The organism is Halobacteriovorax sp. JY17, from assembly GCF_002753895.1.
In the GTDB taxonomy this organism is placed as follows: Bacteria; Bdellovibrionota; Bacteriovoracia; order Bacteriovoracales; family Bacteriovoracaceae; genus Halobacteriovorax.
Map to the genome: position 1 here is coordinate 253257 of NZ_NJER01000003.1, position 13280 is coordinate 266536.

Below are 13280 nucleotides of genomic sequence, written 5' to 3' on the forward strand. Positions count from 1 at the left end.
CCTAATATATTAAGACGCCTTTTTTAGTGCCTTTATATAGTCGGGATGATTTTTAAGACCTTGAGGAATCAAAAGTTTTTCTAGAGTTAAAGGAAATATCGCACATAACTTGATAGCGACATTTACACCTATCTCTCTTTTTCCATTCTCTATAGCTGAGATATTATTCTGAGTCGTTCCAATTAGCTCTGCAAGAGCAGTTTGAGAGAGCTCAAAAGACTCACGATATCTTTTCAAGATATCTCCTGCTGATTCCTTTTTGATCTTTCTCTTAATGACGTCTTTTGCATTTTTCATAATAAACCTCTAACTATAATCATGCTCAGGAGTTATTCTCACAATAGCAATTTCAATTTTTCCTTCGTTGTACCTATATATAAGTCTTCCTGATTTTGAAAATGAGCAAGATTTATGGTTTGACCATTTTTTATCTCTAACAAGATCATGATCCTTTATATCGTAAGAAACATAATCACTAAATACATCTGGCCCATGCTCTTCCATTGCTTCGATAATATCTACAATAATATCATTTTGAGCATCTGTTATTGCACCACTATCAAGTAGCTCTATATATTCTTTTTCACACTTCTTTGTGATTACTACCTTCCATTTCATCAACTTATTATATATCAAAGTCGAGATAATATCAACAACGATATACTTATTGTAAACTCATAACCTAACTGCTTCCTCACTAACTTTTCTTATGTTTATAAGTAGTCAAAAATACATTCAGCGAGATTCAAAAATACAGATCAAACTGACTGAGGAAAATAACCAAACCACAGAGTTTCATTAATAATATTAGCGAATTGTAAGTGAGGAGGAAAAATTCGCGTAAGCAACTGAATGGACCACCATAAAAACCTGTTTAGGGCTTTGGCCTTAGACAGGTTTTTTACGTTTGGGACACTAAATTGGGTTCTACGGTTATCCTCGGGCGGCAGTGGAAAGAGTTCAAAACACCTTCGATCAAGATTATATACTTAGTTGAATTAAGTACCTAAGCAGCTACATCATAATCTGCAAACATAATCGATGCAGGGTGAACGGATAGAGCCTCAGCTAAAACAATTGTTCGTTCTTTACCTAGCTTTACTCTTCCATTTTCTATAGCACTAATATTGGTCTGTGAAATTCCTGTCTCAGAGGCAAGGTCTAACTGCGACCAGCCCTTCAAATTTCTAAGCTCACGAATCATTTCACCAGGAGTAATCAAAATAGACTCACCGGCACCAACCAAATCTAATCTATCTACTTTCATCTTATTACCTCCTCATATTTATGAGTAGTAACACTCACAACAATTATTTCTTTTACCATTTTATCCTCAGTGTAGATTACTCTATACTGAATATTTAATCTTGATGCTCTACATTCACGTAGCTTTCCCTTCAAGGCCTTATCTTTAAAACCGGCGAAGTTTATTAAGTTTTCTGAACCACCATTTTGAACAGCAGAAATCCAAGCTTTATACTTTCTTTGAATCTCAACAGGGATCTTTTTTAAACTTTTACGAACATCTTTTGTTTCTAGAACTTTATACATCAAATCTAGTATATATTATATATAATATATATCAAGCTAATTATATGTATTAAATGATTAGATGTAGAATAAATATGAAACTATAACCTAAAGTGTTTCCTCACCAACCTTTTCTAAAGTTATAACTTACTAAAAATGCGTTATAGCCTTTCAATTTATTGAAAATAATATCACTGAAGAAAATAGCCTAATCAAAGAAAAATCAGAATTAAATTAATAGCTTACGACTGAGGAAAAAAAGTTCGTTTATATGATCGAATGGACTACCAGTTATTAAAAAGCCTTCTTTTAATCGAGAAGGCTTTTTAATTTTAAGACTATACTTTGTATTTTGCTTATTAAGCGGCTAGATCGCGTGCATTTTTTAGTTCCCATTTTGCTTGCATGGTTACCCAAAGTTCAGCACTTATACCAAAGACCCTCTCAAGATCTAATGCAAACTTAGCACTCATCCCTCGTTTATTGTTACAGATTTCAGAGATTTTTCTCTCGGCACAACCAATCTCCTGCGCTAACCACTTTTGTGTTAAACCACGCTCTTCGAGGATCATCGTTTTAAGAAATTCTCCTGCTGAATGTCTTACTTTAATTTCAATCATGATAATCTCCTATTTCAACATCGATGAATTCACCTTTTGAGTATTTAAAAATAATACACCAAGGCTTTTCAATAGTTAATGACCAATATTCTTTCAGGCTCCCTTTCAGCTTATGTAGTTTTAAGGAAGGTGGTTCACAGATCTTCTTTAAATCTTCAATTCCAGTCACATCACTTAAGGCCATTAATAAGAAGATTGCTCTTTTATTTAGTTTTTCAGGAAACTTTTTTGAAGTTCCCTTGTTCACCATATCCCTAGTAATTTTTCCATTGATCGACTTAATCATATTTACAAATTACCACATTCTGTAAACATGTCAACAAAGGTTAAAAAAATCATAACCTAACTGTTTCCTCACTAGTTATTTATTGCTCCTAAATTACTAAAAATACACTTATTGGTTTCAAGAAATATAGATCAACATCACTGAGGAAAATAACCAAAGAGAGGATTTACATGCATTATTTTAGATACTTAAGAGTGAGAAAAAAGTTCGTGAATGGATCTCCATTTAAAAAGCCTTCTTAACTGAAGGCTTTTTTGTTCAATAACTTTATACATCATACTTAACATATATCAAATGTGATCAAACTTGGTTTCTTTATTGAATAAAACATCTAATCTAGAATATATCCATTAGCGCACTCAGGCCAACCTAATTGCCCGTTTGAACAGCCAAGACGATTTGAAGCATTGCGATCATTTTCGACATCACTCCAACAGTCATAGGTGAGAGTTGGCGCCATATTATGATAACTAAAATACTTACAAACTTTCTCGTTAGGAAAACACACTGTCACTACATTAGAACCAATAAATGTCTCTCTACAAATATCTTCAGCAAAAGAATTCTTAGCAACTAGTACTAGAATTGAAATAAAAAGGACTTTTATCATTATGACTCCGAGTGATTATCAACACGTTTAATAGCCATTAATCAAACTCGTAAGATTTAGTCAATATTAAATAAATAAAGCATACAAAAAGCCTTCTACTTAGGAGGATTCTTTGTTTATATAGATTAGACTGAATAAGATTTTAAAACTTTATCTCCATACTTAATCCATGCATCATGATTAAAAAGAGGAAGTTGTAGGCCTTCTTTCAGACGAGACTTAATGAGAGCTCCCGTAACTAAGTCTCTCAAATCCATAATCTTCATCCAGCTTTCTAATTCATCTACATTATAGCCTGATGATTCTTCATATTTTTTAATAAATAATTTTATTAACTCTGTTTTTTTATACCTTCTCAATTGTTCACAGAAAGTAGCAACATCAATCATGGGGCTTCCAATCACAGACTCTTCAAAGTCTATAAATAAAAGCTGCTCCTTCTCAAGCAGGATGTTGCCTACATTCAAATCACCATGAAGAAAGGAAACCTTCCTGCATTTTAAATTAATCCTATCTTTAGTTATTTTAACAGCATCAATAACTCTTTGATCCTTGGTTTCAATTGACCATTCAGACATCAATTCAAAAAGTTTATCGATTGATACATCTGGAAGATGCGCTGACTCGATTGGATTAGCTAATGACTTTCGATGCAAGCTTCCCAACTCAAAAGCTAGCTTATATATATTGGTCTCATCTAAATTCCCCTTTAACGTTATAGCATTTACTTTTTGAGTTAATATAACGGAGATATTATTAATAACACCGATTGCAATGACATCAGGGCAAGGTACACCTAAATCTTTAAGGTATTTAATTGATACCTCTTCACGTTTTGGCAGATCTCCAAAAATTGTCCACCATGAGAAATTTCCCTTATATGCTCTTAAAAAATATTGACCAACAACATCTTTCCCATTGAGAAGATAGATAAATTCAGCTTCATGTTGAAAGCTGTCGACACACTCTCTTTTAATTGAATCAAAACCGATATTATCAAGACTTTCCTTTAGAAATTTTTTAATTTCTTCTGTTTTAAGTTTAAGTGATTTGTCCATAACTATAACCTAAGTTGTTCCTTCAATATGAAAAGAGCCGTACCAAGTAATTACTATTGCACTAATCTTTTTCAAGATTCTTAATTTAAAGTACCGAAAAATACTATACTTTTCAAACAAAACATAATCTAACTGTTTCCTTGTGAGTAACTTAAAACTAACATAAAGATTCTTTCCATAATTTTTAATTATTATACCCATAAAATCCAATCATTAGTATTATGGTTACAGTATTGTTAGAAATGCCCCAACAATGAGTCGGGAGGGACAACATGAAAGCATTATTTTTAGGTTTAGCACTTTTATCACAGCCAATTTTAGCGAGTAATGAAAATGCTCAAATTCAAGTATTAGAATGTCAGGGGGACAGTTCCCACACTAGAATGAGTATAGTCCTAGATTCTTCGCCATATGAAGAAGGTAGTGGCTACAGTAACCCAATAAGTGCGAGACTACAGCATCACTTTACAAGTATTCCTAAGATGGTTTGTACTGGATTTGTTTTTGAGAATGATTTCAGCAGAATGAGATGTGCAGGTTACTACTCATGGGGAGATACTCTTTCAGAAATAACCGTAACAAATGAAAACGAAAAATTAACAGGGAATTGGACAACTATTCATGGAGTTGAATCGACAATGGATTGTGACCTATCACCAAAAGAATGACAAAATTAGAGAAATCTCACTTTTTATGCTATCTAAAGCTATGGGAAATAAAAAAGAGCATACACATTCAATAGGCTTAAATGGGAAGAAATATACATGGGTAGTTAAAACGATCTGGGAACTATCTAAAGATTTAGAACCTTTCGATTTTAAAGTCTCTAACTTCAGTGGATTTAATGAAGATTGTTGGTTTGGAGATAGATTCAAACCAACAATTAATAAAGTTCTTGAACATTATCAAAAAATTCAAAATGCCAACTTTGATTTTCCAATTATCCTCGGGGAAGACGGTAGAATCATGGATGGTATTCACCGCATTTGTAAGGCCCATCTTGAAGGAAAAAAAACTATTAAGGCTGTGCAATTTATCAAAGATCCGGGGCCTGATTCTATTGAAGACCTCTAAGCTTTAATTTACTCTTGACCTTGGATCATACTCTAGGCCTTAAACTTCCTACAAAGGAGTTTATATGAAAGGTATTATTATTGCTCACCCATGGAAAGAAAGCTTTAATCACGCTATTTTTGAAAAGATCAGTCGTAAATTAGAGGACCAAAATAAAAACTTTATTAGTATTGATCTCTATGAAAATGACTTCTCTCCAGCGCTAAGTGTTCAAGAGCTTTCGAAATTTAAAGACGGACTTCCACTAGATTTAAAAGTCATCGAATATCAAGCAATACTTAAACAAGTAAGTGAGCTAATCATCATATTTCCAATATGGTGGTACTCAATGCCTGCAATTCTTAAGGGATTCTTTGACAAGGTTTTACTTAAAAATTTTGCTTACACTGAATCACCGAGAGGCCTGATTGGACAGCTCACTCATATTTCGAAAGTCACAATTATTACAACCTCTGAAGGTCCGACCTGGTATATAAAATATTTCAAAGGAAATTTTGTTAAAACCGTTTTAATAGGTGGGATTCTTAAAGACATTGGAATAAAGAATACAAAGTGGATAAACTTTCCTAATATTAAGAAAATCTCTAAAGAAAAGAGAGTAAAGTTTCTTGAGGATTTAAATGTATAGAATCAAAGAATTCGCTGAAAAGTTAAATATTAAAACAGATACGATTAGATATTATGAGAAGATTAACTTAACCAAGTCTCCCGACCGTTCTCTAAATGGCTATAGGAAATACTCAGAAAAAGACCTTCACATCTATCAATTCATACTTAGATGTAAGCAATTTGGCTTTACACTGAAAGAGATCAAGCCTCTATTAGATTTCATACTTAGCAATAAGGGAAAAAGCACCGATCTAAAGCCTTTTCTTGATAAGAAGATCATCGAAATTCAAAAGAAGGAAAGAGAACTAAGAAAACTTAAGTCCCAAATAAAGACAATCCTAGAAAGTTGCACAAGGAATGACTGCAGCTTACTAGATTACTTATAATCACACCCTTATTTTTAAATATATGAACGATTATTAAAGATTTCTTGTACAATAGAAAGAATAATCATGTACCCTATCATTACGTCTAACTAATAGGACCTATATGAAAAAGAAGAATTCATTCTTTTGTCCACTCCCTTGGGTACATCTTTCACTTGAACCAGGAGGGAAAGTCTATAGTTGCTGTAACACCTCCTCTCACAAAGAGATTGGTGATATTAAGAATGAGAGCTTTGCTGAAATTTTAAATTCTCCATCCAATAGAATTATTCAGGATCAATTTGCTAAAGAATCTATCCCTAAACAATGTCAACTATGTGTAGACGCCGAATCTCTTGGACAAATAAGCCTCAGAGAGTCTTCCCTTAGAAGATTTCCTGACATTAATAAAGACTCAGAACCGTCTTTAAAATACTTATCTTTAAGACTAGATAATATTTGCAATTTAAAGTGCCGAACTTGCGGACCACAACTTAGTACCTCTTGGTACAATGATGCTCAAATCATGGGTGAATCAATTCCTTCAGGAATAGTTAATTCCTTCAAAAATGAAGATCACTTTTCCAATTTTTTAAATAATATTCCACCTTCTCTAGAAGTTCTCTACTTCGCAGGAGGAGAACCATTTCTATCACCCAAATTCTATAAAGTTTTAGAGAAATTATTAGAAAACGGACAATCACAAGTTGAAATTCTAATTAATACAAATCTAACTAAGCTAGATATTAACGGTAAGGATACCCTAAAGATTTTGAGTTTTTTTGAAAATGTTAGTTTAGATTTAAGCATAGATGGAATAGAAGAGGTTGGAGAATATGTTAGAAAAGGAATGTCCTGGATAGAAACAAAATCTCTTATTAACAAAATAGCCTCCGACTATCCAACTATTCATTTAAAAATTTTCCCTACTATATCTATTTTTAATATTCATCATCTACCTAATTTAATTTCATATTTCTTAGATAATGATATTTTGAGACCATCGGATATTAGGATAAATCCCCTTACTCTCCCAGAGTATCTTTGTATTTCAAACCTACCCATGGATCAGAAAGTAATAATAAAGAATATTGTCAGGCAATTTTCAAAATCTCTAATGCTGAAGCATGACCTTAATGATTTAACGGGACTCTTAATTCAACTAAATGGTGTTCTAGAACAACTTTCTTTAGAGTCAAATGATGTATTCTTTGAAAACTTCATCAATATTACATCACAGCTTGATAGAATAAGAGATGAAGATATTAAAACTATTGTTCCGGAACTAAGAAAATATTTTCCTTAAAAGTATTTTCCTTGCTCACCATCTCTAACCATATCTAATGTTGAGCAATGCAACCCTCCTCCAAAAAGCCTTGAATGCCTCAATTTTACAGTATGAACATTAAACCCATTCTTTGCTAGAGTTTCAGCTAAAGCATGATCAGGGTTTCCATCTTCGTTAAAAGTCACTACTTCTTTTTCTGAGAGAGAAAGAATATTCACGTTTATATTTTGAGAAGCAAGATAAGTCTCATCAATTCCACATGGAGCATCGTGAGGGACGGGCACCTGAATATATTTCCATTTTTGGAGCTCCTTAGGAAGTCTTTCAATTTTTTGTTTCATACTAGAAGAATTGATGAGCACTACACCAGGAGCTAATGGCATCAACATTCCATCGATATGATGATCCGTTAAGCACACAGGATGAATCTTAACATCTTCACCAAGGTGACCCCTGAGCCAAAGATAGCCAAGATAATGATTTCTATTTGAAATATTCATGAGAATATCTTTTCCAAACTTTAAGCACTGTGCTCCATCAAACATTATTTCAAAATTTTTAAATGGCCCATTTGCTATCTCATCAAGGTCATCCTTAAATTCAAAATCATAAGATTCATCGTTCATTACAGGACGTGGAGAACAAATCCACCTAGAGCCTTTTAAGAAATACTTTCTAAAAGAATCTTTCATCAAGTCGTTTTCAAAGTATCTCATTCTCCATATACAAGAGGTTTCTATAATTTCATTCCCATAAACTAAGACTTGATCTCGAGGATTTATTACTGGACAGGTCCAATCACTAAACTCTGGAGTATTGAACTTCTTTATTTCCTCAAGCTTTTGAGGACGACTCACTTCAATTTTTTTCTTAATTAGAAAGTCTGAAAAAGAATCTAAGTCCTCCTGTCTTTGTTCTACAATTTTTTGCTGAAGGCTAATTGAATTTTTAACAAAACCATCTTTTAGGTTTTCATGAAAGAAGTATTTAAAACTAAGGTCTACATTTATTCGATTTATATTGTAGCAATTTGCCACAATAATTTCTCTTAAAGGGTCCCATTCTGTATAAATCTTAACCATTTCCATCCCTCTTTACGTAATATCACCTGAAAATCACAAGTTTTCCTATAAATTACCTCATATAGTAGTATAATTTTCTTGTTAAGACGACTGAGACTAAGGAGAATTTCTTTGAAGAAAAAGCATGAACAGTGCCCAATCGCAATTAGTCAGCTTTACTTACATTCTTCCGGTAAGGTTTATCCTTGTGGATTTATTCAAGGTCGTGAATCGATCGGCAATATTAAAGAATCCTCCATGAAAGAAATCTGGAATGGAGAATTAGCAACTTCGTTCAGACAATCTCACCAAGCTGGTACAAATTCAACGTGTTCTGAGATGCAAGGCAAGTACAACTGTCACCTGCTACACAATCATATAAACACAGAAAGAGAAGATACTAAAATTAAACGACTTGATATAATGATCGATTCATTTTGTAATCTCGTATGTATTATGTGTACAAATAGAAGTGAAGAAAACCAAGGTTTTACTAACGAAGCCTTCTGGAAAGAACTCGAAGAAAGTATCTTACCAGATATTGAAGAAATTGAACTTGTTGGTGGTGAACCTTTCGTTGTAAAGGATACTTACCGCTTAATCGATTTGGTCATGAAGGTAAAACCAAGTATTAGATGGTGCTTTGTAACAAATGGTCATTTCGACTTTGACCGTTTACTTGCAAAGAGATTACAACATTTAAATATTTATTCCGCAGCAGTAAGCATTGATAGTTTTATTCCAGAAAGATTTAAAGAAATCAGAGTAAATGGAGACTTAGACAAGGCCTTAGACACTTTAAGAAAAATTCGAAAGGAAAGAGATTTAAAAAAATTCTATCTCACTTGTAATTTCTTAATTCAAAGAGATAATTATGATGAAGTTCGAGCTGCAATTAATTTCTGTAAAGAGGAAGAAGTCGCTTTCTATCCAATGCTTCTAAGAGATCCAAGTGATTTTTCTATTTTAAACTTTCCAAATAGCAAGCTTGCTTCTATCGTCAAAGACTTCCTCTGTATTTACCGTGAAACTAAGAATCTAAAAATATATAATATCGCTTTAAAAATAATTAAATCTAAAGATAAAGACTTTCTCTTGGAAGTAGCCGAAGACCTTCCAGAACTGGAAAGAGTAGAGCATGACTAAAGGTTTTGATTGTCCCTTATGGTATGGAGCTCTTAGTCTTGAAAGTGGATTAAGAAGGCGTTTATGCTGTCACGATGAAACAGGAAGCTCTGAGTTTTTTTCGGGGGACTTTGCTGATTTTAAAATACTTAAAGAAGCTAAGAATTCTTCTTTAAAAGGTGAAATCCCTAAAAACTGTATGGGATGTTTTAATATTGAAGAAGGCAATGGATATTCTCCGAGAAACTTTTACCAAGATTTTTTCAAAGACAACTCTCCTACTAACGCCCTTAAGTATATTGACATTACTTTTGAGAACATCTGTAATCTTTCATGTTTCTCCTGTAAACCTATCTATTCAAATAAGATTGAAAAAGAATTTAAAAAACTTGATATACCTTTTGAACGAACAGGTCTAAACGCTAAAGAATTTCAAGAAAAGTTCAATAAATTTAAGTCTCTCGCTCTCAGTAAACTTGGGGACGACTCTCTCATCGTTATCTCAGGCGGAGAACCTGCTCTATCCAAGAATGTAGTAGATTTTTTAGATGATCTTATTCTTCTAGATCATACTAATACAATTACTCTAAGAGTTTTTTCGAATCTCACAATTTCTACTGACTGGATTCTCAATTATATTGATAAATTTAAAAGAGTAGAGTTTATTATCAGTATTGATGCCATTGAGAGTCGGGCCGAATATATTAGATTCCCATCAAATTGGAAGACTATTAATAAAAACTACCAAGAGTTAATAGAGAAAACATCTCAACATAATAATTTTGAAGTTAATGTCCATACAGTCTTAAGTATTTTAAACTTTGATCACATTCCACAACTTATAGATTATTTTCTATCAAGTAAACTAGAGCTATTTCCAAGTTTTACTTTAGTATCAAGCCCAACGATTTATATGATTGAGAATTTACCTAAAGAAAAACTCTCAAAATTTCAAAATGATAACCTAAAGTATTTAGATAACTTAGATATAAATTCATTCAATATTAAAAAGAAAGAAGATTTAGAATCTCTTTTAAAGAATTTAAGGCCTAACCCAAGCCACCTTCTACTAGAGTTGATTATGCATCATAGGAAACTAGATCTACTCAGAAAAACTTCTCTACTTGATGAAGTTTCTTACTTAAAATAATTCTTATTAGACAGTAGATCTTCATTTAAAGTATATACGAGTATATGAAACATGACATAAGAGATTTACAGATTATTTTTCATCAATTATTTCGCGATGAATATAAGACACAACTTGTCTTTGGCGCAGGTGAGCCCTTTTATCAAGCATCATCTTTAAAAAACCATGAGCATATTATTTACTGCAGAGAAGACTTCTTTGCCTCGGCTCTTCATGAAATTGCTCACTGGAGCCTTGCCGGAAGAGAAAGAAGACAGCAAGACGATTATGGATACTGGTATTCGCCTGACGGTAGAAATCGAGAAAAACAGCTTCAATTTGAAAAAGTTGAGATAAAACCTCAGGCTATCGAGAAGGCCTTCAGTATCGCATCGAATTATTCTTTTAAAGCAAGTATAGACAATCTTGTCTTAGAAAATCATAACTCAAATGAGTTTATTTCAAATATTAACATTCAATTTAATATCTATCAGCAAACAAAATTTCCAAAAAGAGCGAGACAATTCATCAAGGCCTTAAGAGAATTTTATTGTTAATTAGATTTATTCCTCTATTTCGCTTAGACTATATAAATGAAAAAGAGAAATTTTGAACTCCTTTATTACTTTATGAACGAAAATGTTATTCTGACTGAAATCAAAAGAAGTGATCTCTCAAATGAGAAGGATAAATCTAAAATTTATTCATGGATTAAAATAAACCCACATAATCAAGAAGCCGAATTTCTTACTTATCAATCTATGAGCGTAGAAAATATAAATGGCAATGAGATTAATGTTAGAACATTTTCCGATGGAGAACTTCGCTTTGATCAACACTTCGCAAAATTTCAACATAAGAGCGAAGGGTACATAGTCATGAATTGCAATACTACTGATGTACCCGAAGTATTCTTAGATAAGATTTCATCTCTTATTCAAGGGCATTAATCTTTATTATGCCAAACAACTGAATAGAGATCATGTCTTCTATCTTTAAGGTTTCTCACTGCTCCAGATTGTCGGGCTTCTCTAAGAATATCTAATCTTAGATCTGCAATTGCAACCATCTCTACATTAGGAGTTGTATCTGCAGCTACTCCATCCTTAGCAAAAGGAAAATCACATGGAGTTAAAATACAACTCTGTGCATACTGAATATCGACATTGTGAACTCTAGGAAGGTTTCCAACATTGCCGGCCATTGCCACATACATTTGATTTTCAACAGCCCTCGCCTGACAGCAATACTTCACTCTACAATAAGCTTGTCTATTATCTGTTAAGAAAGGAACGAAGAGTATATTCACTCCTTGGTTTGCCAAATGTCTTGAAAGCTCAGGAAATTCAGAATCATAACAAATAAGAACACCAATCGGCCCACAATCTGTATCAATGACTTTAACTTCCTCACCACCCTCAATACTCCACCAATATTTTTCATCAGGAGTTGGATGAATTTTAGCTTGTTCGTGAACTTGCCCATCTCTCAAGCAGATATAACTTATATTTCGAACTTTATCGTCCACTTTTGTCGGATGAGATCCTGCAATAATATTTACGTTATATTTTACCGCCAATCTCCTAAAGAGTTCTTTCACCTGCTCTGTGTAACTTGTCATATGCTCGATTGCGACATTAGGAGCGATCTCTTCATTTTTAATAGAGAGTAACTGCATTGTAAAAAGCTCTGGAAATAATACAAAGTCTGCACGGTAGTCAGCAGTCACATCAACATAATACTCAACGAGACTTTCGAATTCCTCAAAGCTCTTAATTCCTCTTTGTTGATATTGGACACAGACAACTCTAACAACATTTTGCTCTATTGGTCCTTTATCGCTTTTTGGAACTTCGTTAAATCCAGGGTTACTCCATTTTAAATGAATACCATAACCCAACGACGCTTTATCAGAAGGAAGATAATCTTTTAGTATTCCAATAACTTCAAAACCATTTCTAAGTTGAAATCCTAATGACGAATCTTTTATTTCTTTATTTATTACTTTTTCTACATACTCTTCAATATTTGGAACTTGTTTTCTCTTCTTCTTGAAATTTGGCACTCTTCCGGCGAATACAATTCCTTTTAGCCTATAAAATTGCACCAATCTCTTTCTTGCATTATAGAAACGTTGTCCTATTCGATGTCCTCGGATATCTGGATCAACGCAAACTTCATAGCCATAGAGATAGTCTCCATCTTCATCGTGAGTGGAACCATAACCTCCACCAGTTATACTAATCCAAGTATGGGGGGCCAAAACAACCTGCTCTTTAAGCAGAATACTTGCACTGTATCCAACGATTTCATCATTCATCGTTGCGACAAAGTGACCCTCTGGAAAGTTAGTGATTTGACCTCTAATAATATCTTTTGAATAGTCCTCAAGATCTCTATAGGCCTTTTTTATTAAAGACATTATCCCTTTAATATCGGTAACTTCTGCTTGTCGAACCTCTAGCTTCATATCACTTTTCATAAATTTCCTAGGAAATACCCTTTTTCTACTTAACGATGACAAA

General features: G+C 33.2%; 19 protein-coding genes. 9 read left to right on the top strand and 10 right to left on the bottom strand.

Features of this window, described 5'->3' with window-relative positions; translation table 11 throughout:
• Positions 1-9: 9 nt before the first annotated feature.
• From CES88_RS13600 to CES88_RS13635, 8 genes are all read right to left on the bottom strand, one after another.
• A complete protein-coding gene (locus tag CES88_RS13600; RefSeq protein ID WP_290735408.1) occupies positions 10-297 on the bottom strand; it encodes a helix-turn-helix transcriptional regulator in 288 nt (95 codons plus the stop codon).
• A 9-nt stretch (positions 298-306) separates the two neighbouring features.
• Positions 307-618 carry a hypothetical protein gene (locus CES88_RS13605; RefSeq protein WP_290735411.1) on the bottom strand — a complete coding sequence of 104 codons (312 nt, stop codon included), beginning with the start codon at positions 616-618 and terminating at the stop codon, positions 307-309.
• Between the two features lie 388 nt (positions 619-1006).
• Positions 1007-1267: a helix-turn-helix transcriptional regulator gene (locus tag CES88_RS13610; protein WP_290735414.1), complete on the bottom strand. Its 261-nt coding sequence runs from the start codon at positions 1265-1267 to the stop codon at positions 1007-1009.
• Complete coding sequence (locus CES88_RS13615; RefSeq protein ID WP_290735416.1) at positions 1264-1551, bottom strand: type II toxin-antitoxin system mRNA interferase toxin, RelE/StbE family; 288 nt, start codon at positions 1549-1551, stop codon at positions 1264-1266. Before CES88_RS13615 ends, CES88_RS13610 begins: the two co-directional genes overlap by 4 nt.
• A gap of 338 nt (positions 1552-1889) precedes the next feature.
• The gene (locus CES88_RS13620; RefSeq protein WP_290735419.1) at positions 1890-2150 is read right to left on the bottom strand and encodes a HigA family addiction module antitoxin; all 261 of its coding nucleotides are present in this window, start codon (positions 2148-2150) and stop codon (positions 1890-1892) included.
• A complete protein-coding gene (locus CES88_RS13625; protein WP_290735422.1) occupies positions 2143-2436 on the bottom strand; it encodes a type II toxin-antitoxin system RelE/ParE family toxin in 294 nt (97 codons plus the stop codon). The genes CES88_RS13620 and CES88_RS13625 overlap by 8 nt, the downstream gene beginning before the upstream one ends.
• A gap of 331 nt (positions 2437-2767) precedes the next feature.
• Positions 2768-3046, bottom strand: a complete 279-nt coding sequence (locus tag CES88_RS13630) for a hypothetical protein (protein ID WP_290735424.1) — start codon at positions 3044-3046, stop codon at positions 2768-2770.
• Between the two features lie 125 nt (positions 3047-3171).
• Complete coding sequence (locus tag CES88_RS13635) at positions 3172-4104, bottom strand: phosphotransferase (protein WP_290735427.1); 933 nt, start codon at positions 4102-4104, stop codon at positions 3172-3174.
• 272 nt (positions 4105-4376) lie between these two features.
• Between CES88_RS13635 and CES88_RS13640 the strand changes: the two genes are divergently transcribed.
• The 5 genes from CES88_RS13640 to CES88_RS13660 all read left to right on the top strand — a co-directional run bounded on the left by CES88_RS13640 (position 4377) and on the right by CES88_RS13660 (position 7458).
• Positions 4377-4772 carry a hypothetical protein gene (locus tag CES88_RS13640; protein ID WP_290735429.1) on the top strand — a complete coding sequence of 132 codons (396 nt, stop codon included), beginning with the start codon at positions 4377-4379 and terminating at the stop codon, positions 4770-4772.
• Positions 4773-4812: 40 nt separating this feature from the next.
• Positions 4813-5178, top strand: a complete 366-nt coding sequence (locus CES88_RS13645; RefSeq protein WP_290735432.1) for a hypothetical protein — start codon at positions 4813-4815, stop codon at positions 5176-5178.
• A 64-nt stretch (positions 5179-5242) separates the two neighbouring features.
• The gene (locus tag CES88_RS13650; RefSeq protein WP_290735434.1) at positions 5243-5806 is read left to right on the top strand and encodes an NAD(P)H-dependent oxidoreductase; all 564 of its coding nucleotides are present in this window, start codon (positions 5243-5245) and stop codon (positions 5804-5806) included.
• Entirely contained in the window at positions 5799-6173 is a 375-nt protein-coding gene (locus CES88_RS13655; RefSeq protein WP_290735437.1) for a MerR family transcriptional regulator, read from the top strand. Before CES88_RS13650 ends, CES88_RS13655 begins: the two co-directional genes overlap by 8 nt.
• 103 nt (positions 6174-6276) lie before the next feature.
• Positions 6277-7458, top strand: coding sequence for a twitch domain-containing radical SAM protein (locus CES88_RS13660; RefSeq protein ID WP_290735440.1), 1182 nt, complete (start codon positions 6277-6279; stop codon positions 7456-7458).
• Here the strand turns inward: CES88_RS13660 and CES88_RS13665 are convergent.
• Positions 7455-8522: a hypothetical protein gene (locus CES88_RS13665; protein ID WP_290735443.1), complete on the bottom strand. Its 1068-nt coding sequence runs from the start codon at positions 8520-8522 to the stop codon at positions 7455-7457. The two genes, CES88_RS13660 and CES88_RS13665, sit on opposite strands and share 4 nt — an antisense overlap.
• A 111-nt stretch (positions 8523-8633) precedes the next feature.
• Here CES88_RS13665 and CES88_RS13670 point away from each other — a divergent pair, with 111 nt between their 5' ends.
• The 4 genes from CES88_RS13670 to CES88_RS13685 are packed head-to-tail and all read left to right on the top strand — an operon-like array spanning position 8634 to position 11705.
• The gene (locus CES88_RS13670; RefSeq protein WP_290735446.1) at positions 8634-9647 is read left to right on the top strand and encodes an SPASM domain-containing protein; all 1014 of its coding nucleotides are present in this window, start codon (positions 8634-8636) and stop codon (positions 9645-9647) included.
• On the top strand, positions 9640-10776 hold the full coding sequence (locus CES88_RS13675; protein ID WP_290735449.1) for a twitch domain-containing radical SAM protein: 1137 nt from the start codon (positions 9640-9642) through the stop codon (positions 10774-10776). Before CES88_RS13670 ends, CES88_RS13675 begins: the two co-directional genes overlap by 8 nt.
• 44 nt (positions 10777-10820) lie before the next feature.
• Positions 10821-11312, top strand: a complete 492-nt coding sequence (locus CES88_RS13680) for an elongation factor P hydroxylase (RefSeq protein ID WP_290735452.1) — start codon at positions 10821-10823, stop codon at positions 11310-11312.
• Between the two features lie 36 nt (positions 11313-11348).
• Entirely contained in the window at positions 11349-11705 is a 357-nt protein-coding gene (locus tag CES88_RS13685; RefSeq protein WP_290735455.1) for a hypothetical protein, read from the top strand.
• Here the strand turns inward: CES88_RS13685 and CES88_RS13690 are convergent.
• Entirely contained in the window at positions 11702-13237 is a 1536-nt protein-coding gene (locus CES88_RS13690) for a carbon-nitrogen hydrolase family protein (RefSeq protein WP_290735457.1), read from the bottom strand. The two genes, CES88_RS13685 and CES88_RS13690, sit on opposite strands and share 4 nt — an antisense overlap.
• Positions 13238-13280: the final 43 nt, after the last annotated feature.